Consider the following 23641-nt stretch of genomic DNA (forward strand, 5'->3'; position numbering starts at 1 on the left):
CCTCCTGGCCGGTCAGTCCGCTGGGGCGATGGCCTGGCTTTCGGGAAGCGTGCGCCAGGCGTGGAGTGCTTCGGCATACTCGCGTACATCGGGCACAGTGAGCCACCGTTCGGCGTGCCCGTGGAGTTCGTGGGCTCGTTGCCAGACGGATCGGATGGGGTGTTCGGAGGAGATCGTGAGGGCTTCCCGTCCCAGGCTCATCGCCTGTTCGACGTCGGGCTGCCGGTCGCGTAACAGAGCGGTCGCGATGTCCAGGCGGACCAGCGCACGGCTCCATGAGGAATCGGACTGTTCGACGGGACTTTCGATCTGCTCGGCCCACGTCAGGACTTGGCGGGTGTCGCGTAAGGCCACGTACGCGGTCGCGGCGTTGGCGGCGGTTCGGGCTCTGCCGTAAGCGCCGAACGAGATGCAGGACGTGAGCCCAGTGGGTGCCGCGTGGCGGTCGAGCAACGTGAAGGCGGCGTCGACGGCGCGGTCGGTCCCTGCACGGTCCCCGAGTTTGGCGAGCGCACGGGCTTCGCCGTTGATCAGAAGTCTGATGGACTGCCGGCTACCAGGGGCGAGTTGCTGGCCGTGCCGGGCGAGGTCGACGGCCTCTGCGAAGCGCCCCGCGTAGTACGCGGCCAAGGACTGGGTCCCGCGGATCCACGCAAGCATGTCAACGTCATCAACGGCTTCCGCGAAGTGGAAGGCCTCTGCGCAGTACGCGGCCACCAGTTCGGGCTTGCCGGCATTGACCGCCATGTAGCTGAGCAGTGCGGATACTTTCGCCGCCGTGACGTAGAGCCATTCGCGTTGTCGCGGCGGTTGCGGTAGTTCAAGTAGTCCCTGGATTCGTCGGCGTAGGCGCGTCGCTTCCGGCGCGAGGAGCTGGGGCCCCTCTACCTCGTACCGCGCCACGATCGCGGTGATCGACTGCTCAAGGGTGTCCAACGCTTCTGGTGCGATGCCAGTCGAGGTCGCCCAGTCGACGCGCCGGGCGATGTCGATCGCGTGCTCCCACGTGGTGCGAGCGGACGCGAGGTGCGTGACCGCCGGTTCATCCGTGGCAGCGGGGCCGCCAGGCGCCTGCGGCAGGGCCCCGATCAGTTCACTTGGGACGGCGAGCGCGGTGGCCCACTGGAGGAGTTGCTTTCGATCGCGGATCACCTTCTTCCCGCGTTCCAAGCGGCTGACCTCGGCTTGGTCGATGTTGACGCTCCGGGCGACGGCCGTTTGCGAGAGTCCGGTGTGCTGACGGTACAGCCGTACGAGCCTGCCCAAGTCCCAGGAGCGTGCGGCGTGTTGGACCGCTTCGTCGGCCCAGAAGGCGGGGTCGACCGCCGCCTTCCCCGCGCGCTGGCACGGACCACACGCTGTCCCCGCGTTGAAGCGGCTCAGGTGGGAGCCGCAGAGCACACACCGACGGTCTTCATCCACGCCCACGTACGCCCCCGCCCGCCGAGCTGTCCTCCTCAGGCCGCCGGGTCGCCCGGTGCTCATAAACGCTCATAGCCCGGTCGCCAATCGACGTCCACCATGGTGAACCATACGCAAGTCTCCAACTGTCCCTGTGTTCCCGGCGGTTGTCGCCGTTCGGATGCGGCATCCCAGGGGACGCGCCGCAGACCTGGTCGGGCATGGGGCGAGAGACGTACCGCACCACGGGAGGTGATCGATGTCATCCGTTGCTGGGCCGTGGCTCGCGACGCACCGACCGGCGCACGGTGGGCGCTACAGTCGCCTGATCTGGTACGCCTGTTCGATACCTCTGGACGCGTCGGCACAGCCGGTTACTGCGCATAGACTCAGCGTTGTTCGCCAGCCCATGGGTGTTCGCCGCTCGGCGGAACGCGCGGCTGTGTCACGAACTCGGGCGCCCGTGTCGCCGCGCCCGTTTCCACCGGATGAAGAAGGGGTGTTCCCGTGCCCGAGAGGGTCACCAAGGACAAGGTCCTGTGCTACATCGTGCGTGACGGTCGGCTGCTGGTGTTCCGGCACACGGACTACAGCTACGAGGAGGTCGGCATCCAGGTCCCGGCCGGCAGCATCCGTGAGAGTGAGACGCCGGAGTCGGCAGCGCTACGCGAGGCGCGCGAGGAGACCGGCCTGAACGACTTCAAGATCGTACGCAAGCTCGGCGAGACCGAGTACGACATCAGTCCCTACCGGTTCGAGATTCAGCGCCGCCACGTCTTCCACCTGGAGTTGACCGAGCCCACCCCGGAGCGGTGGACCAGTCAGGAAGACCACGACGGGGAGCAGGAGCCCACGCACTTCGAGTGCTTCTGGGTGCCGCTGGAGGCCGCCCACATCCTCCAGTCGGGCCAGGGCGCCCTGCTCGGGCGGCTCTACGACTGATCTCGCCGGGCACGGCCCGCCTGGAGGCAGCCGATGTACCGCACCAGGGAACAGCGGGGCCCGATAGCGCAGTTGTATCGGGACCTGGACGTGAAGGACACCGCCAGCGCCGTTTCGGTGATCTTGAAGCTGCGCGGCGAGACATGCGACATCGACTGCCTCTACTGCTACGAGAAGCGCAAGGAAGTCCCCGGAGGGGCGCGGATCGACGCCGCGCAGGTGCGACGGCTTGCCGATCTCTTCCGGGGACGGCCGCTCGCTGTGGAACTGCACGGCGGCGAACCCCTCACCGCCGGACGTGATCACCTCGCCGCCGTTCTGCGCGAACTCGCGAAGCAGCCGTCCGTTGTGCGCGTCTCGTTGCAGACCAACGGCGTGCTGTTGGACGAGCGGTGGCTGGACCTGTTCGACGACACCTATCCGGGCTTGGAGATCGGCGTCTCCCTAGACGGCGATGCTCGCGGGAACGCGTGGAGAGTCGGCTACGACGGACGCCCGGTCTACCCACGCGTTGCCGCCGCACTGCGACTGCTGGGCCACTGCGGTCGGAGTGTAGGCGTGATCGCAGCGGTCACCCCGGCCGTGCTTGGCCGCGCGGAAGCCGTCCTGGATCACCTCGCGTCATTCTCGGCGGTGAACGCGGTCAGCTTCGTGCCGTGCTTCGACGCTGGGGTCGAGCGTCCGACTGCCGCTCCAGGCGAACGGCCGCCGGCCAGTCGACTGCTCCAGCGAAGCGCTCTCAATGGGCGTGCGGGCCCGGCCTGGGCCGTCAAACCGCAGGAGTATGCCGACTTCGTCCTGGCTGCCAGCGCGCACTGGATCCACGCGGGGCACTTCGCCCGTATGAAACTCGAACCGACCGTGTCCACCATTCGGCGACTCCGTGGGCTGGACACCGGCTTCTGCCACTTCTCCGACCTGAAGTGCGATCACGTCTTCACGCTCTACCCGGACGGCCGACTCGGGAGTTGCGACGAACTGCCCTGGCCGCAGGCCCAGCTCACCAACCTCGACGAGACCGCGAACATATCGTCCGTCCTCGCCGAGCAGCGGAGATTACCGCTGCTCAACGAAGGCAAGGCCCTGATGCGGCGATGCGTCGAATGCGCTTACCGAATTCCCTGCGGTGGTGGGTGCGTCGCCACCCGCCGCCGGTACGACGATCGCGGTGACCAGGACGCCTACTGCGACTACAGAATGCGGATGATCGACGGCATCGCGGCGCTCGTGTCCCAGCCAGCCCACCCGGCGGGCACGTGGTGCCGAATGGTTCGCTGGCGTCCGCGAAAGCCGAACAGTATGCGCGACGTCACGGGCTTCGTTGCCCGTTGGGACGCTGTGAGCGTTTCCCGGAAGCCTGTACGGCTACGAACGAGCGCGCACGGCAACATCAACACGGTTGGCTTGCCCGGCATACACGAAGCCGACGACTTGGATCCCGCCCATCCCCAGTGGCATGAGGCGATCGAACCCGGTGTAGGCCCATTGGTCGACGTCGTGACCCGGGACTGGTCTGTGGTCACCTATGACAGCTGCGAAGGCCACGCGTACGTCGGGCTGGACGTAGCGACCGCCGAGCGTCGGATCGGCATCCTCCCACGTCACTCGGGAGAGTACGCCGCGATCGCCGCCGCGCTGTGCCGCGCGATGACCACGGCCGCCCCAGCGCTCCCTTCGTCGGTGACAGCGACTGCCGGACGCTCGGAACTGACGTGTGAGACGACCGGTGAGACCACTCCCGTGCTGGATCTCGCGCTGGCGCCCACCCCTGGCCACACGTGGTCCGAGTACTTCGACGCCCTGGACACGGCCACCGCGATCGTCAGCAAGGCGCTCGCGGACGTGCGCCCCACAGCGAGCGGAGAATGCTCGTGCCCGGTGCCGTCGGCCTCCCCGCCGGTCGTCCCGGGGGAGCCGGCGTGATGACAGCTCTGGACACGCTGACGGTCCATCAGCTCATCGGGCGGATCGTGTATTTCCACGCGCTCTTCATCGAACCCGTCAGCCGGGACCGGCCGCAGTCGGTAGCCGGCGAGGCGTGCTGCAACCACTCGGATGGCCCGCCGACGCAGGGCACTGTCGACGAACTGTTGGAGGGTTCCGCCTGGGAGGTGCTCCGGGAAGTCGCGGAGACTCTTCCGGCCCACCACCGGCCATGCCCGGTACAGACTGGTTCCTGCTGCGCGACCTGCCACGTCGCTTCGGCCGGTGCCGCCGTCGGCGCGGGATGGGCGGAGATTGAGCACCGGGCCTATGGGCGGACTCCGTCCACCGAGGTGCTCGCACGGGCCTGCGGATATGCGGTGGGCGCCAGGCTGGGGCGGGCGTTCGCCGCTCAACACGCGTCGCTGTGTCCGAGGCCGGACCGAATCGACGGCGGTTTCGCCTGTCCGGTTGGGTTGCCGAGCCCAGAGGAGCTGCCCCTGACCGGGGAGCTGTTGTCGCTCTGGGCCGACCCGACATCGATCTCCCAGCGACCTGTGGCGAGTTGGCTCAATCACTGCACAAGCCTGGATGACGTGCGCGGCGTGCTGGGAAGGAGGACCGACCCATGATCCACGTATCTGAGACGGTCACGCTGGGCAGCGTCGAGGGATTCCTCACGGACGGGGAACGCGCCCGGCTGGCCACTGTGATGGACGCATTCCTCGGGACCGAGGAGCGCGTCCGATTCAGCGACGGCCGGACCACCTCGATCCATGAGATCCCGGGGCATTCGCACGAGCGTGCGATGGCCGTGTACGAGCCCTGCGGAAGGCTGGAAGCACCACATATTCCCGCCGAGGTGGAGCAGGTGCTGCAAGGCGCCTTCGACCGCGCTCGACCTGCGCTCTCGCGCGTCATGCCGTCAATCACCGCTTGCCGTCCGTGGACCTACGTGGAGTACGGCCCAGGGCAGTACATCACTGGACATCTTGACGGCATCGCCCCTGACCCTCTCGCTTGGCCTCGGCAGATCGCCGGGATCAGCGTGGTGATCTCCGAGGCCGAGGCTGGCGGTGCGTTCTACGTTGAGACGTCCTCCAGTGACGTCATGTGGAGTACCCGCCTGGACGAGGCCGGCGGGCACGGCTACGCGGATGGCATGTGGCTCGCCCACGACGGGGCCGACCACTCTGCCGACTGGTTCGCGCGGTTGCCTCGCACCCGCTGGACTGTGCGTCCCGCACCCGGCACCGCCTTGGTCTACGGCTCGCAGCTCACCCACGGGACCGAACCGGTGGCCAAGGGCAGGGTTGCGAAGTTCATCAGCTGGCTCATCGCCGAGGAGCAGGGGTGACGGGCGTGCTGCTGGCCTTGGAAGGGATCGCTGGAGCCGGGAAGAGCACGATGCGGGACCGGCTTCTTGAGGGGGCACGTTACGACGGCGTCCCACTGGCGCACGTGGGGCAGTTCTCGTGGCTCTCGCTTGAGGCCACACGCACCGTCATCGAGTTGCGTGCAGGGCGCCCAGCGCGCACTGCAGAGCAAGCCCTGCGTGCCATGCGACGCGACCTGGAACTGCACGCACGTCACAACCTCATCCCGGCGTTGCGCCTCGGCGCGGTGATCGCCGACCGCCTCACTCTGTCCACCGCTTGTCTGCTGGCCCTGGTGCACGACCTGCCCGTCGCTGACTGTGTACGGGAGTTGGCCGAGGTACCCGCAGCGCGGGCTGATCTGACTGTGCTGCTGACCACTCCGCTGGAGCTCTGCCACGGCCGAATTTCTGACCGTGCCACCAGGCGCCGGTTCGGAGAGGACGCGCAGACGGCTTCTCGGCTTGCCGAACTATTCGATCTGGCCGTCACGGTGTGGACCGACACGACGGGGTTGCCGGTGCTGCGGCATTCGTGCGCTACCCAGCCCGACCTCGCCTGGCTCGTGGCTGAGTGTCGTGCCCGGCTTATGCGATCAGCGGCAACGACCATGCGAATATGAGGAACAGCATCATGCGTCTCCACCCGATGCACCCCGCCGCCTGGGTCCTTGACGAGGTCCGCGAATGCGGATGGCACGTACACGACCTGCTGGCCTTCACGCGTGCGAGCACCCTGCTTCTGGCCAGCCGCAACGACGAACCTCCCGTAGTCCTCAAAGCGGGCTTCGGCAGCAACCACGTCCTGGCGGACCTGGACGAGGAGACACGTCGAGCGGCGTACGGCTTCTACTGGTACGCGGAGATGACGGAAGTCGAACGGGCTCTCGCTCGTGAGGACTTCCAGCACGAAGCAGCCCTCACGCGCGAGGCCGCAGGCATCGAACACGTCGTGCCGCTTCTGGAAGACGGCAGCGCCGACCGGTTCGACTGGTACACCATGCCGTACTGCCCCGGTGGCAACTTCCGTCCGCTGCTCGCGGCACGCGACAACCGAGGGGTAGCGGCCGGCCTGGGCATCCTGGCCGACGTCGCGGAAGGACTCCGCGGCCTTCACGAACGCGGGCTTGTCCATCGCGACGTCTACCAGGAGAACATCCTCGTCCTCGACGGCCGCGGACTGATCACCGACCTCGGAGCGGCTCGCCACGTCCACACACCGCGTGGGCCAGTCGCGAGAGGCCCGGAAGTCCATTGGCCTCCCGAGTACGCGTTCTCCTATGACCGCGCCACGCCGGCCGCCGACGTCTTCAGCCTGGCCGTCTTGATCTATCGCCTCGTCTGCGCGGATATCCCGCGCCATGGACACTCCCGGCTCGACGCCGCCCCTGCCGCTCTGGGGTCGGTGACCGCCGCGGCACTCGCCCCGGAACCGAAGGATCGCCCTGCGATGAGCGAACTGCGCGACGTCCTACGCCAAGCAGCTGAGGTCACCAGCCCATCGGCCGAACGCCGTCGCTGACACGGCGTCACACCGAAACGGAACCCAGATGCACACCGCCAGAGCACCCCCGCGCCACCCAACTCCAGCACGTGCACCCACCTGTCACCCGAGCCAGGAAGGACGAGCACAACGATGGACGACCGGATCAGCGAGTTCCTCGCCGCAGTGGACGCAATGCGCGGCGACGACCAAGACGTCCGCACGACCGCCCATACCTCCAGCGTCTCCGCCGAAGGCTGGCCCATCCACGAGACCGCCGACGACAGCCAGGCGCTCACTGCCCGCGAACCGCACCAGCGGTAGACCGATGTGAACAGCTCCTGGGGCCGGGCCCGAGCCCGGCCCCAGGCCGTTACCTCACGAGGGAGCCCGTCCGTGCCCACCCTGGCCGCTGCCTTCTCCTTCGCACCCATCCGTTCCCTGCACCACGAGCGGGCCAGACGTATTCGCGGCATTGTCCAGCCCGTGGCCTCGCACATGGCGGTCACTCCCGCACCCGCAGTGGCCGCAGCGGAGTACTGCTTGGCGCACCACGCCCTCGAAGGTGCCGAGTCGGCAGCGCGCAACGGGGACACGGCGACCTTCAACTGGTACCGAGAACACCCCGACGGAAACGCGCTTGCCCTTGCCATCGCCACCGACGTCGGTCCTCGCGTCGTCGTAGCACCTGACCTCCGTCGCCTGCCCCGGTCTACGATCTCGGAGACCCCCTACTACGTCATCGGCCCCCAGAGCAGCGCGGCCCCTGCCGGACTACGCGAACTGGCCGAGTCCGCATTCGCGGCGGGCTATGCCGCAGGGTTTGGCGAGCTGTTGGGCGCCCACGCCGTCGTGGTCTGCTTCCTCCGCCGAAAAGTCCTCGGCGACACCCTGGACAGTTGGACCATCACTCGCCTTCCCGGCACCGTCTTCTGCGACCACGTCGGCGACCCGGTCGTCCTCGCCCGGGACCTGGTCCACGAAGCCGCCCACAACTGGCTGAACGACGCCTTTGCCGCCACCTCGTGCAGGATCAGCGACGAGTCGTGCTTCTACTCACCCTGGAAACGAACAAGCCGGCCCGCCTTCGGGTTCCTGCACGCCTGTTGGGCCTTCCCGCTGACCATGATCTACGCGGCCCGCGTCCTGGGGGAGACCGACAGCGACGTACACCGCTTCCTCGCCGCCTACCTCGACCAGCAGCGACGACGTCTCGCCCAGACCATCGACGACCACGCCCGTGCGCTCGCCTTGGTGACCGACACCGAACTGCGTCACCGCCTCGCCGCCGTCTACCGTGAGGCACTCACCTTGTGAACGGCACCCGCAGCACGTCGACTCCGGAGATCCCCAGCGGCACGAGTCACGCCGCCGAGCCGGGCATAACGCTACGCATTCACCCCGTCAACGGGCCGACGACACAGGCGTCTCTGGGGCTGGCCAGCCTCGAACTTGTCGCACCGGTCGAAGCGACGACCGTCTTCAACGTCGGCTCCGTCGCCAAGCAGATCACCGCATACCTCTGCGTCCGTGCAGTCCAGGACGGCCGCCTGAACCTGGACCGCCCGGTTAGCGAACATCTGCCGCGCTTTCAGATCCCCGACGTGTCGGTACGCGACCTCATCCGGCACCGCGGAGGCGTCCGAGACGCCGAATCCCTGCTGTCCCTGGCCGGTTTCCGCGATCTCGACCACTACACCGGCGCCGACCTGCTCGAACTCGCGTACCGCCAAGACCACAGAGCCGTTCCGCCTGGCCACTTCCTCTACAGCAACACCGGATACCTGCTCCTTGCCGAGATCCTCCGTCAGATCCACGGAGGCGACCTGCAAGACATCGCACAACAACAGGTGTTCAACTCATTGGGCATGAACGCCACGCGCTTCAAGCGCCACCCCACCGAGGTCATACCCGGCGCGGCCAGCAGCTACGGCCCTGACGGCGGAGGCTGGAGCCACCAGCAGCGCCCTGTAACCCTCCCCGGCCCTGGCTCGCTCTGGTGCAGTGCCGCTGACCTCGACCGTTGGCTCGCCCACCTCGCCGACGAATGGAGGCGGGCCGCCTCCACGAGCCCGATGCCGTTCGACGGCCATGTCAGTTACCAGCCCAGCGACCACACGCCGTTCACCTACGGGGCCGGCCTATACGCCGATCCGCGCCGTGGACGAACTGCCGTCTTCCACTACGGCCATGAGCAGGGGTTCTCGGCCGCCACCCATCTCACGCCGTGGGGACTGCGCATCGTATGCCTGTCCAACCGCACCGACATGCCTGCCGATCACATCCTTGCGACAGTGCTCGCCGAAATCGTAGGGAACCCCGACGTCGATGCGGACCAACTCCTCGCGTCCGCAACTCAGAACCGACGGAAGCACCCCACGGACACGCAACCGGATGCTGGCCCTAACCTCGGACCCGAGGAACCGCACACAATCCTGGGCACGTACGAGTGCGAGGCCGTCCCTGGGACGCTGCGGCTGTCCCTCAGCGCCGGGGTACTGCACCTGTGGCGCCGAGGCGCCCGTGAGCCGCTGCAGCACACCAGCCAGGGGCAATACACGTCCGACAGCTACACATTGACGTTCCCTGCCGCGCAGAGCGACGACGCCGAATTCCCTCCCGGCGAGTTCATTCTCGATCTCCGGCGTGCACCTGACCTGCGCTACCGGCTCAAGCCCGGAACCGTCGGCGGCCGAGGCTGACGCTGACGGGGAACTGTCCGCCGCTCGAACTGTGTGAGGGTTGAAACGATGTCCAGCGCCGACGAACCCATCCATCAACGCCTGCTCGCCCTCGCCGCGCCGAGGCCCGGTGAGATCGTCGTCGACTTGGGCTGCGGCGCCGGCCCCACCTTGAGCGCATTGGCCCTGGCCGCTCCCGGAGCCCGCTTGTTGGGCATCGACCGATCCGAACAGTCTTTGCGTGCCGCGGTGAACGTCCTGAAAAGGCATATAGGCGGACGATCCGGAGTGGCGATCGCGGATCTGCGCGACCCACTGCCACTTCTGGATGGCTCCGTCGATGTGGTCCTCTCGTACAACACCGTCGAGTGTGTTCCCGATCCCGTCGCGCTGCTCCACGATGTGGCCCGAGTGCTGCGGCCGGGTGGACGGCTGGTCCTCGCGCACGTCGACTTCGATTCGCTCATCATCGCCGGAGCGGACGCCGACCTCGACCGCCGGGTCTGCCATGCTTACGCCGATCTGCCCCAGCCCTGGATGGACAACGCCGACGGCCGCGTCGGCCGCAAACTCCCCGGACTGGTTCGTCAAAGCTCGCTGCGCTTGACGATGGTCGAATCGATGGTTTCTGCGTCGACTGAGCTCGACGGACATGCGGCGGAGCGAGTCGACGAGGTCTACGGCGCGTTGCGCTCGGCGTCACGGCACGGAACGGGCGTCCCCAGCCTCGACGACGTTGAGCGCTGGCGGCTGCAGGTGTCCGAAGCCGACGTGCGCGGAACGTTCTACTTCACGGAAGTCACCGTGATCGCGGTAGCCGAGCGTCCGTAAACGATCCTCGCAGACTGACCTATGGCCATTACGGGCGCACGTACGGCCGCCGCGTCAGGTGACGGCCGTGTCCGCTGCTGGGACCTGCCCTCCGGCAAGCCGTCGGGGGCCGCGCTCGTCGCCTACGACCTCCACGCACTGATCCAATTTCGGCAGTGACGACAGAAACTGGCGGGCCGGGGGTGGCCCGGGCGGGCGATGGCGGGTCGCCTGGGCCGGTCGGAGTCACGAACAATCCGTGCCTGGACCGGCAGGCGTTCCGCACCTCTGAGCAGGCCAGCCCGCCGACAGCAAGGGGCAACGGTGACGCGTCCACGCTACGGCGCCGGTCACCGCACAGCCGCCACCGTCATCGGCACCGCCCCCACGAGTGATCGGATCAGGTCGCCTTCGAGCGCCGGAGCGGGTCATCCCCAAGCACCAGGTACGCTCCCATGTCGTGCGCAGGATCAGCGTCATCGGCGTCGGCGGCTCGGGCAAGACGGAGCTGGCCAACCGCTTGGCGGCGCTGCTGGAGGTGCCCGTCACCCATCTGGACGCCGTCTACTACGCGGACGATTGGACTCCGCTCGCGCCGGAGGAGTTTGCCGCACGCCAACGCGAACTGGTCGCCGCGCCGGCCTGGGTGATCGATGGCAACTACGCTTCGACCCTGGACATCCGGCTGAAGGCATGCGACACCGTGATCTTCCTGGACATCCCTCCAGCCGTCGCCCTGTTCGGCGTCCTGCGCCGTCGGCTGCGGTACCGGGGCGGGCAGCACCCCGGCCAGGGAGTGTACGACCGGATTACGTGGGGGGTCGTCCAGTACATCCTGGGCTACCGCAGGCGCATGCGCCCCAAGGTGGAGCATCTGATCGCCGAGCACGGCACGCACGCCACCGTTCACGTGTTCACCTCCCGCCGGGCCGTGAACCGATGGCTCGCCTCGCTGGAGCCGGCCGCCGGGTGAGGTTAGGGGTTGGCCGTGACGACGTCGACCAGTAGCCCCTTTCCAGTACCCGGGGCGATTCTCCGTCCCGGTTGGCAACCCGCGTGGACGTGCGGTGCCACATTGGTCCCGCTCGACCTCGCCGTTCCGTTCTCTGGCGATGGCAGCAGTCGGAGACGCACCAATGCTGCGTTTCCGCCGCACAGTTGATGGGTTTCCTCAATGGCGACTACCGAGACGATCGTCGGAGGCCGGGATGATGCCGAGTCTTGACCTGTGCAGCACGCTCGTTCGTATGGTCCGCTGCCGTATCCGGGAAGTCCTCACGTCCCGCCATACGCGCCCACAGCGTCGCCGGTCCGGAACACCCCCGTGCCGTCGGCGGCGATGGCGAACGGCACCAGGGTGCCCGGCGGGAGCAACTCGACTTGGCCGCCGAGCGGGACGCGTACAGCTTGGACCGACCAGCTCGGGTTGAACGTCGGTGCCACCGGAACCGGAAGCTGGCCGAATACGGCGGTGTCGCCGACTGTCCCGTACACGGTGCCGCGGTCGTCGACCGACCAGATGTCCACGCCGAGGCGCGCAGCATCTGCGGTCAGGCATCGCCCGGTCCGTGCCTGTAGGTCGAACACGACCTGGCCGGACGCCAGGAAGCGGCCACCCGGCGAGGCCTGCGTCGACGGCTGGGCAGAGCCGGGATACAGCCCCAGGGTGTACGGCGAACGGCACGCCGTCTGCGCGATCACCGCCCCGGACGCCAGGTCGTGCACGGCGAAGACGGTGTTCTGCGCGCTGTTGAGTTCGGGGTTCGTGATGAGGTTGGTGGTGCCCTGCCAGGCTGCGACCAGGTAGCGGTCCGTCACCCCGAGCGGGACGCCGACCGGCTTCCCCGCCGGCGCCACTGCGGTACTGGCCCACGCCGTGCCGACTTCCCACCCCAGTGCGCACGAAGGCCCACCGGCCTGCTGGTACCGGTCGCAACCGGTCGACTGCGTCCACGCGGCTACGGCACCGCGAGCCGTGGACAGCACCGGGGAGGTAGCGCAAGTCCCCTGCGGGCACGACACGTTCCGCGGCGCCATGGGCGTCTGGATTCCGGTCTGCGGGTCGATGGCCACGGACGTCGCGGTGCTGCTGTCGAGGATGAGCCCGGTCGGCGTCGCCACCGCCTGCCAGCCCAGGCCCTCAACCGTCACCCGCCGGGCGAGAGACAAAGGCCCGGTGGCGCTGACGGCGGCGAGATCGACGAAGGTGATGGGCTCGGGATAGGCGCCCACCACCGGCGCCGCTTCCTGCTCCGAGACCACCGCCACGTATTCTCCGCCGGGCGTGTCCACCACCACCAACGCGGCCCGGGCGGCGTATTCCAGCCCGGCCGGCCCCCAAGACCACACCTCACGCCCGTCGGCCGCGCTCACGGCCCGCACCGCACCGGACTCGTCCAGGTAGACCACCTGCTGGGCCCGGCGCGCGAACGCTGTGTGCGGGAACCCGGCCCTTCCGCTGGTGTAGGCGTCCGCAGCGACCTCGAACTGCCAGCCGCGCCGCGCATCGAAGTCCTTCCCCACCGGCAACGCCGCACCCGCAGCGGGCGCGGCCCCGGAGGGAGCGCCCGCGGCTGGGACAGGTGACTCCCGGGGGTTGCTACCCGCGTCGTCGCGATCGCCGTCACGCAGGTCCAGCACGACACCGATCGCGACCATGACCACCACCAGCGTCCCCGAGACCCACAACAGCGCGCGGTTCCATATCAGCCGCGAACGCCAGTTGCTGCGCCGGTCGTTCCCTTGCTCCACCCTGCGCCCCCGTTTCGACCCGTCACCGGGTGTGCCGTCCAACGCTCAATTCTGGCATCGGCCATGATGGCCTTCAGGATCACTCCGCTGACACTCCCGACCGCCAGTCCTCTCGGGACTCTGCTCGAAGGTGGGCACCCAGGGCGGTTACGGCCGCGTCGAAAGCGTGTGCGCGATTTGCGTGATGGGATCCGAGACACTGTGCTGCGACCGTGCGGTAGGCCAGGTTGAAAATCCGTCGTCTGGCCAGCGAGGGACGACATGGAAGTGCAGGTGAGGGACGGACTGCTCCGAGCCGACTCCGCTGGCGTGAAGAATGTTGACCCCAGTTGCCCGCAGGGCGCTGCGCATCGCGTCAGCCACGCGTTGCACAAGCGCGACGGTGTCGGTGAGCACATACTCGGGCGTTTCAAAGATGTCGGCGTAGTGCCTGGTGGGGACCACCAAGGTGTGCCCAGGGGCGAGCGGGTCCAGCGGGGCGAACGCACTGGCCGTCGGTCCGCGCGACACCCAGGTGGCGGCACCATCTCGGATCAACGAGCAGAAGATGCATTCCATCTGGCTGGGCGCCTCTACTGCTCACGATGCCTGAACCGGCGCGGATCCGCCGTCGGCCGAACGAGCTTGGACCACGTCGGATTCCTCCGGAGGCTCCGCTGTTACGGTCGGTCGCCGGTCATCGGCGTGTCGAATTCGCCGTCGTGGACGCCGTTCATGAAGGCTGCCCATTCGGCGGCCGTGTAGCGCAGGACGGTTCCGTTCGGGTCGGCCGGGTTGCGCAGTGCCACCGCCCCGCCGTCGAGGTGGGCGATCTCGATGCGGTCGTCCGGGGCGGCTCCCGGTGCGGCCAGCCAGATCGCGTCGGACAGGTCGAGGTGGTAGATGTCGGTCTTCGCGCGGGCGGTCATGCCGGCCGGAGACTTCCTTGCTTGGCGGCTTGGACGAAGGAGCTCCAGGCGGTGCTGGAGACCCGCGCCGCGGGGATGTGGGGGTTCTTCGAGTCGCGTACCGCCACGGCCGGGGACGTGGGCACGTCGGCTATCTCGACGCACTGGTCGTTGTTGGCGGTGTAGCTGCTCTTGCGCCACGTGACATCGTCCAGCTCGATCTCGTACAGGCCGCTCACGTTCATGTCAGGTCTCTCTCGACGCGCTGGATCAGGGCACGGCTCTCCTCCGGATCCAGGGCCACGTCGGCGAGGTTGCGGAACAGCCGGTTGAGCCGCCGGACATCCAGGGGAGCATCCAGCATGACATTACCCGCGACGGACTCCGCGAAGGCCACGTCAGGGGCGTCTCCGGGGAGTTGGAGAATGTTGAACGCGCCCGCCTGTGTGCCGTTCTCGCCCTGTTCGTAGGGGATGACGCGCAGCGAGACGTTCGGGAGCCGGGTGACCTCCAGCAGGTGGCGCAACTGGGCCTTGTGGACTTTGAGGCCGCCGACGTGGAAGTCCAGCGCGGCCTGCGTGACGACGGCCGTGACGGTCAGCAGGTTTTCGCCGTTGAGGCGGTGCTGGCGGATCATGCGCACCTCGACCAGGGCGTCGACCTGGTCGGGCCCGAGGGCGGCGAAGCCCACGGCGGTCACTGCCCGCGCGTATCCCTCGGTCTGGAAGTGCGGCGGCAGAAGCACGGTCTGGTAGTCGAGGCGTGCCGTGGCGTCGTGTTCGTACTCCAAGAGCCGGGCGTACTTCGCCGAGACCGTATCGCCGTACTGCTCTTGCCACCAGGGCTGTTGGCGCCGACGCGCCAGCTTGGCCAGGTCCTCCAGTTCGGCACGCCGCTCGCCGTCGACCTCGTAGAGGTCCATGAGGGCGGCGAACGCCTTGGCGGAACACGTCCGTTCCCCGGTTTCGATGCGGGTGACCTGTGAACCGCTCAGCCTGATCTGCGCACCGACCTCCTCCGCCGTGTCGCCGGTTTGGTCCCGCAATCCGCGCAGCGCCTTGCCCAGTTCGCGGCGTGCCCGGCTTGGGCTGCTCGACCCGGCGTCCGCCATAGCCCCCTCTTCTCCTGCCTCTGAACGGAGAACGCGGTCCGTTCGACATCACGAAAGTGCGGCAATCGTACGCCCGAAGCCCGACTTGGCACCTGCTTGGCATTTTGCCAGTCACGTGCTTGACGTGATGCCGAGAGGGGGAGCAAGCTGAATCAGCCAACTACCGATGGCACTTGGATGATCACTGACCGTGGAATTTCTGGGTGTCTACGCACATGCAGCCAAGGAGGTTGCAGTGCCCGACCAGGGTGATCTGACGCGTCCGGCGAGCGCCGCCGAAAGCCTCCCGGTCTCCTGCCCGACCTACGAGAACGGACCGACGGCGTCTTCGGGAACGTCGCAATTCCGTTCCTGGCGGAGGCTGTTCCTCATCGCGCGTTCAACGCCTGCGCGCCGCCCGAGCTATCGGCACTCCCGAAAGACCATCAGGACCAGCGGGCAGCGCGGACGCGTCAGGGGCCAGTGGGTGCGATACCGATCTGCGAGGCACGCGGCACGGCCGAACCGTTCATCCAGTCCGGCTGGGGTACGCGACGTCCTCGCCGAAACGCCTGGCGCTGCGGGCGGGCGGCACGCCATCCACCGACATGTACGAAACACCTCCTCCCCGCGACTGCCGGGACAGGGCGTCGTGGCACGCACGGGGAGCATCTTGAAAGTTGAGAGGAGAGTGGGCAGATGACTGCCGAGCACGCTGTCGACAACCGATGCGCCGAACTCCCGGACAACGGCCGCACTGCTCGCGCCGACCGCCAGCATGGCCCCCGGCCACCCGTGCCGGCTCAGCGCCTGGCTGCGGACGCACGCCAGCCGGGCGGCGTCCGCCGCATCCAGGCCGCCCCCGGCCACAAGCGCCCACAGCTCGCCGATGCTCTGCCCGAAGATGGCGTACGGCTCGCCGCCCGAAGCGACGAAGTCCTCGAAAACCGAAAGAGACACCGCCATCAACGCGAGATAGTGCACCTCCGGCGTCACCTCGTCGAGCCTGGCCGAGGGCGAGGTGAGGTAGGCGGTGAGCGGCGGAACCCCAAACTCAGCTCCTGCGAGGTCGATCTCAGCCAGCAAGGTGCGGACCGCCGGAGTCTCCGCGATCGTCTTGAGCGCACCTGATTGCGGCATGTCGATCGTTCCCGGCATCGCTATAACGATCTTTTCACGCATCACGACCGCTTTCCGTGGGAGGAACAGGACAAGTAGCTGGATGAGCGGAATATCTATTTCTCGTGGCACACCGCATATGGAGTCGGCGGTGGCAACGTCAGCGCCCCCGAGGCCCGTCCGCGGTCGCACCAGCACACGGCGGAGCTGGATGCGGTCATACGCGACGTCATCCAGGCGAAGTGTCGTCTGGTGCAGGCCCGTTGATGTGGCCGCTCCGCAGACGACTTCCCGAAGGCTGGCTGATGATGCGACTGTGGCCGCTGCGCCGGGGGCTGGAGCTCACATCGCCCCGCCAGCGACACCGGCGCGCTCGTTCACGTACGCGAGAATCAGCCTTGCGGTCCGCAACGTGTGCACGCTGTCGCCTGGAATCCTGACCAGGTAGCAGTCATGGATGCAGTCGGCGAGCTCAAGCAGAGATGGGGAATCCACACCCAACTCGGCCAGCGGAGTGTCCAGATGCTCTTCGCTCAACTCGACTTCCAGGGGAATGTTGCTCGTCTCGAGCAATATCTGCAGGTCGGAAAGCGTGCAGATCATTGGCATTCCAGCTCCTGTCTGAGGTGACCCGCCAGGCAGATGTCCAGGAGGTGACCGGCGGCACAGCACGAACTCGCGGTCCCGATCACCAGCGGATCGGGAATGACGCGAGGCACGCGCGCAGATGATCTGGTGTCAATCGCCGAAAGAGCGGCGACATCTGGGTTGAGTGGAAGTCTGAAACAACTTGGCGAACAGCGTTTCGGCGTATGAAAACCGAATCCGTGCAACGCCGTTGAAGCGAGACCTCCCCACCGCGTGCAGTGCTCACGCAAACAGCGTGAATCAGCCCGAAGCATGGCGATGCACGCCACGCGTGCGCGTGTTCACGCCAGGCTCACGCAGGGGCGCTCGTCGGCAAGCCCTCGGGGCCCGTCAGACAAATCACGGCTCACACGGCCCGGACAACATCCCCACCGTGGATTACACGCGCACGCAAAAGGCGCGCCTCCGACGAGGCCCTCGACCGATCTCGCAGCGGCCAGCTCCGAGCAGGGGGATCGTCCCCGACCGTGCCAGCTCGTCGCCCATGGCGGTGTCCTGGGCCGTCAACGTCAGCAGCTGGAACATGCGCCCGCGTACGCCTGGCGTTCGGCGGCGGTCCATTCCGCCTCTTGGACTGGCGGGGCGGGTTACTCGAGACGTGGGCTGTTCCTCTTGTCTACATCGGGGTGGTCCACCAGCGCCCACCGCTGTGAGGCACGTATCGGAGCCCTTGTCCTTGTGCCGCCACGAGGAACGAGACCGACGCCGCCGCGCGGTGGTTTATCCGAACCGGTGACCGGTAGGCGAGGTGGCGCTGTCCGTGCCGAGGGGGCGGGGCGGTGCTATGCACGGTCGGTCTCGGCGGTCACCAGCTCGACGCGCCGACTCGTGGCGACGCGGGCTTGGAGGTAGGCGGTCCAGTTGGTGGCGGCGCGGCGGCGCCATTTCACGGCAGCCACGATGTGCAGGCCGAGCATCGGAGCCAGCATTGCAGGCGGAAGGTCTTCGGCGAGTTGGACCAGGGCCGCGGTGTGGGCCGGGCGGATCGGGATGCGGAACCTTATGCGCCGTTGACCTGCCCCGCAGGGAGCCACATCCAGCGCGACATTGATGCAGCGAATGCAACTCCGCCTACTTGCCTGGCCTCGACGCGCCGAAATAGTCGTCGCCCGGCCAGCGGAATCGGGTTTCGCGGGTTAAAGCACCTGGGTGCGGGGCGTCGATCATGAGGCCGTTGCCCGTGTAGATGCCGACGTGGTGGATGTTGGTCGCGGTGCCGTAGAAGACCAGGTCACCGGGGAGAAGCGGCGCGCCGTAGGGGACTTGGGGGCCGGCACGGAACTGGTCCTGTGCGACGCGCGGGATCGTGATACCGGCGGCGGCATACGCGGCCTTGGTCAGGCCGGAGCAGTCGAAGCCCCCCTCTGTGGGGCCGTCGCCGCCCCACACATAGGGGGTGCCGATCTGGGCCCGGGCGAACGCGATCGCTATTGCGGCTGACTGGCTTTCCGAACCCGCATTGGATCCGGGCATGGAACTCGGTGCCGCTGTGTAGGCAGCGGCTTGGGTGAGGACCTTGTCGACGTACCAGTCAGCGTGGTTGTACGCGAAGATCGCGCCACGTATGTCCTTTCCGTCCCGCGCTCCGCTGGCGCACAAGTAGCGCGCGGCGGCGGGGATGGCATCGGCCGGCTTCCAGACGGAACCGCCTTGTCCGTATTGGGCCCAGGTGTCAGCGATGAATTGCATCGGTCCCAGAGCCCCGGCGTCGGAGACGAGGTCGGGGGCGCGACCGTGGTCGGATTCGATCTTTCCGATCGCGGCGAGCACGGCCCAGGGCAGACCGGGGCATGTGGCGGCAGCTTGTTGATAGAGCGTCAGGTAGTCGGCCGGGATGTCGGAGCTGGCTTGCGCGCTCGCGTTGGCTCCGGGGACGAAGCCGGTGAAGAGCCTGCCGACCATCCCGACCAGGGAAGCGGCCATCGCCGCGACGAGGACGATGCCGAGTAGGAGAGTCGCCAGGACGATGGTGACGGCTTTGCCCACTGCAGCCTCACTGGTGTTGGACACCGAACGGGATCGGCTTCGGCGGGATGGGGCTCGGTGGGTTGATCCGGTCTGCGCGGGTGGTGTTCAGCTGGGGTGACGCGGGGGCGGATTGACCGGACTCGTCGGAGTTGGGCTGCTGGACGCGTGGCCATGCCGCGCTGAGATCGACCAGCGGCATGCGGTTTGTGGCCCGTCGACTCAGTGGCAGCCACGCGGCGCAGGATGGGTCGGAGGCGCCGTCGAGGACCCCTTGCTCGATGCTCGCTGTGGCGATCGGGACGAGCGAGGGGTCCGCGAGGTGGGGGACCGCGTCGGCGAGCGCACGACGCACGGCGGCCTCGCGGCTGATCGTGGTGGTCCAGAAGAGGACCGGGGTGACGATTCCGGTGGTCGCCGCGAGCTTCGCGTACCCGAGGACTTTGCTTCCGAGCTTGCCGGCGGGGCGTTCGCTGCCGGTGTCGTGTTCGAGGAACCATTCGAGGTCGGCCCCCGGAGAGGTCCAGCGGCCGTAGGCATCGGGCTTGACGATGTCGCCGAAGTGTTCGGCGCACCGGGATTCAGACCACCAGGCGGTGAGGCGGCCGGTGCTGCCAGGGGTGCGACCGTGGTGGACGAGAGCGGTGAAGAAGCCGTTTGTGGCGATCATGTGGGCGAGACGCAGTGAGTGCGCCAGCCCGAAGGCGTTGTCGCGGCTGAACTTCACTCGGCGGGGTTCCAGTCCGTCCTCGTACGCCAGGACGGCGACGCCGGCGAGATCGAGCACGTAGTGCATCTGGGCGCGACCGCGGTCTTGCCGGGGCTGGAAGCGGTCGAGGAGGCGCCACTTGTACAGATCCAGCAGCCGGGAGTTGGCCACGCGCGGCTGGGGCCAGGCGAGTTCGGTGATCTGGCGGGTGGTGAAGACGCGGTGCTCGTAGAGCATGCGGGCGAGCCAGCGGTCGCGAGGCGTGAGCCGACGGGCGAGGAGTCCGAGATGGTCTGCGCCGACGGCGGCGGGAGAGGTCGGGCGCGGCACGATTTGGCCGCGCAGTGCGCGCTGTGGAGTGGCGATGCTGATCATGTCGACGGTGTCTCCTGATTCGCGTGGATGTGGTGGCAGATCAGGTTGCGCGACGAGGGTCGGTGCCTTGTGGACGCAGGCGTGCGGTGTCGGGCGTGGTGCGTGGTCGGGCATTGATGTTGGCGGCGGTTCGGATCTGCTTGGCACGGCCGAGGATCGGCGGCGGGAGTTTGTGAGTCGTGCCGGTGAACGCGGAGGTCTCGGTGCCGCGGACGACCGGTCGGATGGCCACCTGGAACGCACCGAGGTGGGACAGGTCGTGCTCGGTGAGCCGGGGTGCGGTGTGCTTGGCGAGGTGTCGTGCGTCCTCGGGCGAGGCGGTGAAGAAGATCTTCGTGCGGGCGTTCGCGCTGATGCCCTCGGCCAGTTCGCCAGGCAACTGGCCGAGGTACTGGTGGGCGAGAACGATCGAGAGACGGTAGCCGCGCGCCTCGGCGAGCATGTCCTCAAGCGGGTACGGCATGTTGAGGAAGTTGTGCGCTTCGTCGATGTACAGCGACGCATCGGGTCGCTGGGACTGTGGGACGCGGGCCCGGCGGGTGGCGGCCTGCCAAGTGCGGGCGACCACGATTGATCCGACCAGGCGGGCCGTCTCGGTGCCGAGTGCGTCCCGGGCGATGCGCACCAGACAGATGCCGCGGTTGTTGAGGATGTCCTCCACGTTCACGGTGGATGCGCCGCCTGCGATGGCCGCACGGACGAAGGGACGTAACAGGAAGCCGCGGAGCTTGTTCATCAGGGGCGCCGCGATCTGGGCTCGGGCGGCCGGCGACAGGTCGTCGTACCAAGCCCAGAAGCCGGTGAGGATCTCGTCGTGTAGGTGGTCGACCGCCTCGGCGCGGAATGCGGATGACCCGAGCAGTTTGGGTAGGTCGGCGAGGGTGGCGGGGCCAACCAGAGGCGGTCCGGCGAGGGCGCGCAGCGTCAGCAGCCCGGAGCGCAGGATGTCCTCGGTCCGGTAGCCCCAGGACGAGGCGTAGATGCGCGAGAAGATGCCGACGAGATTGTCGACTGCTCGGGCGGCGTCGTCACCCTCGAGGGGGTTGAGGATCGGCGGCGCGGCGCGGCTGTCGGCGTCGAAGAGAATCACGCGGCGACCTGCGTGTACAGGAAGGCGCATCATCACGTCGGTGACGAGATCGCCCTTCGGGTCGACGACGACTACTCCGCGGCCGGCCTCCGCGTCGTTCAGGATCATGCCTGCCATCAGTTCCGACTTGCCGGACCCGGTGGCGCCGATGATGTGGATGTGGTGGCGGGCGTCCGCGATGCGCAGTCCGATCGGGCGGGCCGGGCCGCTGTCACTGGCGGCGATCGGCTTGACGTCCGGACCTTCGGTCGCAACGTCGGCGGGCGGTGGTACGGCCTGTGCACCGGCGCGCTGAACTCCTGGCAAGGTGGGGTCCCAGGGCAGATGCGCAAGTACGGCAAGCTCCGCCACGGACAGCAGGTCGCCTCGGCGCAGGTCGCGGTCGGCAATGCTCGGCAGCGGTCGGCGCAGGCGCTTGCGGCGGTAGTAGTTGTGCTCGGTAAACGCGGCGGTCGCGGCGGCGATTGCGTGGGCACGACCGCGAAGGCGGTTGTGCAGTGCTGCGCGCAATCCGGGGTCGGCCAGCGCGTCCTTGTCGAGGGCGACGGTGACGGCGTAGCGGATCCGGGTCTCATACATGGCGCCGCGGAGTTTGGACACGATGACCCGGTCCTGCGCGGTCGCTTCGAGAATTCCCTGTCGTTCGGCGGTCGGCACGGTCGGTCGTCGTTTCGGTGTGGCGGCCGAGCTGTGCGGCGTGATCAGATCCAGCAGCAGGCTGACGGGTCGAGTGGCGGGTGGGGTACCGGTCATCCGTGCCGCTCGCCGTACCTTCGCGATGCGCCGCCCCGCAACAGGGCGGGCGAGCACCTGGACGACGGCCTGTTCGCCGCGTCCAAGGCCGACGGGTGCCCCGAGCAGGGACCGGAGTGGGTCAGCGGGGAAGGCGGTCCGGATCGGTAGCGCTTCGCCGCGTCGCAGCCGGAGTTCGCCTCCGACGCTGTCGATGAGCCCGCCGACTGGCGCTTCGGTCGGTATGGGGGCGGAGGCCGGGCATGTGCGAGTGCGCGCGCCTGGCCATGCGGCCTCGATGGCGTGCTCCACCATGCCCTGCGGGATGACGCCGGGTACCCAGACCTGAATCGCGATGCCGCTCCGCGTAAAGACGTACTCCCACACCAGATGTGGTTGGCCGGTGAGCAGTCGATGCCAGGAAGGACGCAGCAGCCCGGCGAGGTTGGCCCACAGAGCTCCGGCGCCGTCGGCGGATGCAGCGGGTGGAGCCAATACGGTGATCAACCGCGCATCGGTGGCGAACCGTTCGTGGCATCGTCGCTGCCACCGTCGCCAGCCCCAGAGGAGGAGAAGGACCGCGGCCAGCAGGAGCGGAGCTGCGACGACTCCCCAGACTCGAACCCAGGCGGCGACCGAAGCGAAGATCGCGCCCGGGTCTCGTAGGTAAGTCTGCAGAGGTGTGTCAGGGCTCTGGTCAGTCTGCAACGCGAATTGGCCGGTCTGCGGAGATGGAGATCGGCGGCTGAGGTACCAACCCACGGTTTCGCGCTTCATGCGGCCCGGCCCCTGGAGGATGAGGGTGTGGAACGGCCCTGATGTAGGGCTGTGTTCGCGCGCGACGTACGGCATTCACTCGTACGTGCGGTCTGGTGGGGTGCCCCGCGACGGTCATGTCGGGCACGGCGTCGAGCATTGACCTCTGCCTGCCAGGAGCCGAACGTCCGGTTGCGCTGCTGCTTGAGGAACTGCGGGATGCGGTTGGCCGGAATGCCCACGAGCCGCGGGCCGAGGACCGCGAGCAGGTCGCTGGCTTCCTGCGAGTGCCAGCCAGCGGCCTCGATGGCCGCGGCATCGGGGAAGACGTCGGCTACCCGGTCGCGGGCAGGGTCCAGCGCCTCGTCTTGCGTGCCGCCGAGGCTGTAGACCCACAGGAAGTTCGGTGGTGGATCCGGCTCGACCAGGAGACGGAAACGCGCGACTTCTTTCGTGTACGCGTAGAAGTTCACGAAGGGACGGGCGCGGATTACCCGAAGCCACGCGAGCAGGTATGCGTCGGAGAAGAAGTCGCCTGAATCGTGGATGCGGATCCACGACCCGCGGAACCGCGCGGCGCCGAGTTCCGCGGTCATGGCCGCTTCCCAACCCGACAGATCGTCCAGGACGAGCCTCAGATTGGCCTGGTGACGCGCCCGCACGACGGGCCACGTGTAGGTGCCGTGGCGCGCGTAGCACACGTGGCGGCAGACACCCGCGGAGGGACACGTGTTGTACGTACGCCCGTCAGGTGGCGGGAACCGGCCCGCCCAGGCCGGAAGCGTCCAGTTCCAGACGCCGATCGCGCGCAGCTCGCGGTTCTGTCGCAGCAACCGAGCCGGGCGCTGGGTGCTGTGCTGATGGATCGCCTGCCTGGTCATGCTCCTCCCAACCAGTGCCAGAA

The 23641-nt window shown here is 67.9% G+C and carries 24 protein-coding genes; 11 read left to right on the plus strand and 13 right to left on the minus strand.

Annotated features, from left to right (window positions below; translation table 11 throughout):
• Positions 1-12: 12 nt before the first annotated feature.
• Entirely contained in the window at positions 13-1485 is a 1473-nt protein-coding gene (locus tag AB0C36_RS01445) for a helix-turn-helix domain-containing protein (protein ID WP_358347513.1), read from the minus strand.
• A 423-nt stretch (positions 1486-1908) separates the two neighbouring features.
• Here AB0C36_RS01445 and AB0C36_RS01450 point away from each other — a divergent pair, with 423 nt between their 5' ends.
• From AB0C36_RS01450 to AB0C36_RS01500, 11 genes are all read left to right on the plus strand, one after another.
• On the plus strand, positions 1909-2343 hold the full coding sequence (locus AB0C36_RS01450) for an NUDIX hydrolase (RefSeq protein WP_358347516.1): 435 nt from the start codon (positions 1909-1911) through the stop codon (positions 2341-2343).
• 33 nt (positions 2344-2376) lie between these two features.
• Positions 2377-4266 carry a radical SAM/SPASM domain-containing protein gene (locus AB0C36_RS01455; protein ID WP_358347519.1) on the plus strand — a complete coding sequence of 630 codons (1890 nt, stop codon included), beginning with the start codon at positions 2377-2379 and terminating at the stop codon, positions 4264-4266.
• Positions 4266-4898, plus strand: a complete 633-nt coding sequence (locus tag AB0C36_RS01460) for a hypothetical protein (protein WP_358347522.1) — start codon at positions 4266-4268, stop codon at positions 4896-4898. Before AB0C36_RS01455 ends, AB0C36_RS01460 begins: the two co-directional genes overlap by 1 nt.
• The gene (locus AB0C36_RS01465; protein ID WP_358347524.1) at positions 4895-5623 is read left to right on the plus strand and encodes a hypothetical protein; all 729 of its coding nucleotides are present in this window, start codon (positions 4895-4897) and stop codon (positions 5621-5623) included. Before AB0C36_RS01460 ends, AB0C36_RS01465 begins: the two co-directional genes overlap by 4 nt.
• Positions 5620-6264 (plus strand): hypothetical protein, encoded by a 645-nt coding sequence (locus tag AB0C36_RS01470; protein WP_358347527.1) that lies wholly within the window; start codon positions 5620-5622, stop codon positions 6262-6264. Before AB0C36_RS01465 ends, AB0C36_RS01470 begins: the two co-directional genes overlap by 4 nt.
• Positions 6261-7163, plus strand: a complete 903-nt coding sequence (locus AB0C36_RS01475) for a protein kinase domain-containing protein (protein ID WP_358347530.1) — start codon at positions 6261-6263, stop codon at positions 7161-7163. The genes AB0C36_RS01470 and AB0C36_RS01475 overlap by 4 nt, the downstream gene beginning before the upstream one ends.
• 114 nt (positions 7164-7277) lie before the next feature.
• On the plus strand, positions 7278-7448 hold the full coding sequence (locus AB0C36_RS01480; RefSeq protein WP_358347532.1) for a hypothetical protein: 171 nt from the start codon (positions 7278-7280) through the stop codon (positions 7446-7448).
• A 162-nt stretch (positions 7449-7610) separates the two neighbouring features.
• The gene (locus AB0C36_RS01485) at positions 7611-8441 is read left to right on the plus strand and encodes an aKG-HExxH-type peptide beta-hydroxylase (protein WP_358347535.1); all 831 of its coding nucleotides are present in this window, start codon (positions 7611-7613) and stop codon (positions 8439-8441) included.
• Complete coding sequence (locus tag AB0C36_RS01490) at positions 8438-9826, plus strand: serine hydrolase domain-containing protein (protein WP_358347537.1); 1389 nt, start codon at positions 8438-8440, stop codon at positions 9824-9826. The genes AB0C36_RS01485 and AB0C36_RS01490 overlap by 4 nt, the downstream gene beginning before the upstream one ends.
• A 48-nt stretch (positions 9827-9874) precedes the next feature.
• Positions 9875-10636 (plus strand): methyltransferase domain-containing protein, encoded by a 762-nt coding sequence (locus tag AB0C36_RS01495; RefSeq protein WP_358347540.1) that lies wholly within the window; start codon positions 9875-9877, stop codon positions 10634-10636.
• Between the two features lie 439 nt (positions 10637-11075).
• A complete protein-coding gene (locus AB0C36_RS01500; protein WP_358347543.1) occupies positions 11076-11588 on the plus strand; it encodes a P-loop NTPase family protein in 513 nt (170 codons plus the stop codon).
• 302 nt (positions 11589-11890) lie between these two features.
• Here the strand turns inward: AB0C36_RS01500 and AB0C36_RS01505 are convergent, their stop codons facing one another.
• From AB0C36_RS01505 to AB0C36_RS01560, 12 genes are all read right to left on the minus strand, one after another.
• Entirely contained in the window at positions 11891-13366 is a 1476-nt protein-coding gene (locus tag AB0C36_RS01505) for a hypothetical protein (RefSeq protein ID WP_358347546.1), read from the minus strand.
• Positions 13367-13513: 147 nt separating this feature from the next.
• Positions 13514-13924, minus strand: a complete 411-nt coding sequence (locus AB0C36_RS01510) for an HIT family protein (protein WP_358347548.1) — start codon at positions 13922-13924, stop codon at positions 13514-13516.
• A gap of 101 nt (positions 13925-14025) precedes the next feature.
• The gene (locus tag AB0C36_RS01515) at positions 14026-14274 is read right to left on the minus strand and encodes a DUF397 domain-containing protein (protein WP_358347550.1); all 249 of its coding nucleotides are present in this window, start codon (positions 14272-14274) and stop codon (positions 14026-14028) included.
• Positions 14271-14498: a DUF397 domain-containing protein gene (locus tag AB0C36_RS01520; RefSeq protein ID WP_358347552.1), complete on the minus strand. Its 228-nt coding sequence runs from the start codon at positions 14496-14498 to the stop codon at positions 14271-14273. The genes AB0C36_RS01515 and AB0C36_RS01520 overlap by 4 nt, the downstream gene beginning before the upstream one ends.
• Positions 14495-15364, minus strand: coding sequence for a helix-turn-helix domain-containing protein (locus AB0C36_RS01525; RefSeq protein ID WP_358347555.1), 870 nt, complete (start codon positions 15362-15364; stop codon positions 14495-14497). Before AB0C36_RS01525 ends, AB0C36_RS01520 begins: the two co-directional genes overlap by 4 nt.
• A gap of 402 nt (positions 15365-15766) precedes the next feature.
• On the minus strand, positions 15767-16525 hold the full coding sequence (locus AB0C36_RS01530; RefSeq protein WP_358347557.1) for an acyltransferase domain-containing protein: 759 nt from the start codon (positions 16523-16525) through the stop codon (positions 15767-15769).
• Between the two features lie 279 nt (positions 16526-16804).
• The gene (locus tag AB0C36_RS01535) at positions 16805-17065 is read right to left on the minus strand and encodes an acyl carrier protein (protein ID WP_358347560.1); all 261 of its coding nucleotides are present in this window, start codon (positions 17063-17065) and stop codon (positions 16805-16807) included.
• Positions 17066-17892: 827 nt separating this feature from the next.
• Entirely contained in the window at positions 17893-18039 is a 147-nt protein-coding gene (locus tag AB0C36_RS01540) for a hypothetical protein (protein ID WP_358347563.1), read from the minus strand.
• A gap of 142 nt (positions 18040-18181) precedes the next feature.
• A complete protein-coding gene (locus tag AB0C36_RS01545; RefSeq protein WP_358347565.1) occupies positions 18182-19096 on the minus strand; it encodes a C40 family peptidase in 915 nt (304 codons plus the stop codon).
• Between the two features lie 7 nt (positions 19097-19103).
• Complete coding sequence (locus AB0C36_RS01550) at positions 19104-20159, minus strand: replication-relaxation family protein (RefSeq protein WP_358347567.1); 1056 nt, start codon at positions 20157-20159, stop codon at positions 19104-19106.
• A 40-nt stretch (positions 20160-20199) separates the two neighbouring features.
• The gene (locus tag AB0C36_RS01555; protein ID WP_358347570.1) at positions 20200-22758 is read right to left on the minus strand and encodes a type IV secretory system conjugative DNA transfer family protein; all 2559 of its coding nucleotides are present in this window, start codon (positions 22756-22758) and stop codon (positions 20200-20202) included.
• Positions 22755-23618, minus strand: coding sequence for a GP88 family protein (locus AB0C36_RS01560; RefSeq protein WP_358347572.1), 864 nt, complete (start codon positions 23616-23618; stop codon positions 22755-22757). The genes AB0C36_RS01555 and AB0C36_RS01560 overlap by 4 nt, the downstream gene beginning before the upstream one ends.
• Positions 23619-23641: the final 23 nt, after the last annotated feature.

Origin of the sequence: Streptodolium elevatio (assembly GCF_040649515.1) — a bacterium.
Taxonomy (GTDB): Bacteria; Actinomycetota; Actinomycetes; order Streptomycetales; family Streptomycetaceae; genus Yinghuangia; species Yinghuangia elevatio.

What these genes read in the sequence shown, in the direction of transcription:
- AB0C36_RS01455 (WP_358347519.1), top strand. Translation starts at nt 2,377, where the DNA reads ATGTACCGCACCAGGGAACAGCGGGGCCCGATAGCGCAGTTGTATCGG.
- AB0C36_RS01520 (WP_358347552.1), bottom strand. Translation starts at nt 14,498, where the DNA reads ATGAACGTGAGCGGCCTGTACGAGATCGAGCTGGACGATGTCACGTGG.
- AB0C36_RS01495 (WP_358347540.1), top strand. Translation starts at nt 9,875, where the DNA reads ATGTCCAGCGCCGACGAACCCATCCATCAACGCCTGCTCGCCCTCGCC.
- AB0C36_RS01560 (WP_358347572.1), bottom strand. Translation starts at nt 23,618, where the DNA reads ATGACCAGGCAGGCGATCCATCAGCACAGCACCCAGCGCCCGGCTCGG.
- AB0C36_RS01445 (WP_358347513.1), bottom strand. Translation starts at nt 1,485, where the DNA reads ATGAGCACCGGGCGACCCGGCGGCCTGAGGAGGACAGCTCGGCGGGCG.
- AB0C36_RS01550 (WP_358347567.1), bottom strand. Translation starts at nt 20,159, where the DNA reads ATGATCAGCATCGCCACTCCACAGCGCGCACTGCGCGGCCAAATCGTG.
- AB0C36_RS01475 (WP_358347530.1), top strand. Translation starts at nt 6,261, where the DNA reads ATGAGGAACAGCATCATGCGTCTCCACCCGATGCACCCCGCCGCCTGG.
- AB0C36_RS01515 (WP_358347550.1), bottom strand. Translation starts at nt 14,274, where the DNA reads ATGACCGCCCGCGCGAAGACCGACATCTACCACCTCGACCTGTCCGAC.
- AB0C36_RS01510 (WP_358347548.1), bottom strand. Translation starts at nt 13,924, where the DNA reads ATGGAATGCATCTTCTGCTCGTTGATCCGAGATGGTGCCGCCACCTGG.
- AB0C36_RS01525 (WP_358347555.1), bottom strand. Translation starts at nt 15,364, where the DNA reads ATGGCGGACGCCGGGTCGAGCAGCCCAAGCCGGGCACGCCGCGAACTG.
- AB0C36_RS01465 (WP_358347524.1), top strand. Translation starts at nt 4,895, where the DNA reads ATGATCCACGTATCTGAGACGGTCACGCTGGGCAGCGTCGAGGGATTC.
- AB0C36_RS01555 (WP_358347570.1), bottom strand. Translation starts at nt 22,758, where the DNA reads ATGAAGCGCGAAACCGTGGGTTGGTACCTCAGCCGCCGATCTCCATCT.
- AB0C36_RS01460 (WP_358347522.1), top strand. Translation starts at nt 4,266, where the DNA reads ATGACAGCTCTGGACACGCTGACGGTCCATCAGCTCATCGGGCGGATC.
- AB0C36_RS01530 (WP_358347557.1), bottom strand. Translation starts at nt 16,525, where the DNA reads ATGCGTGAAAAGATCGTTATAGCGATGCCGGGAACGATCGACATGCCG.
- AB0C36_RS01480 (WP_358347532.1), top strand. Translation starts at nt 7,278, where the DNA reads ATGGACGACCGGATCAGCGAGTTCCTCGCCGCAGTGGACGCAATGCGC.
- AB0C36_RS01535 (WP_358347560.1), bottom strand. Translation starts at nt 17,065, where the DNA reads ATGATCTGCACGCTTTCCGACCTGCAGATATTGCTCGAGACGAGCAAC.
- AB0C36_RS01540 (WP_358347563.1), bottom strand. Translation starts at nt 18,039, where the DNA reads ATGCTGGCTCCGATGCTCGGCCTGCACATCGTGGCTGCCGTGAAATGG.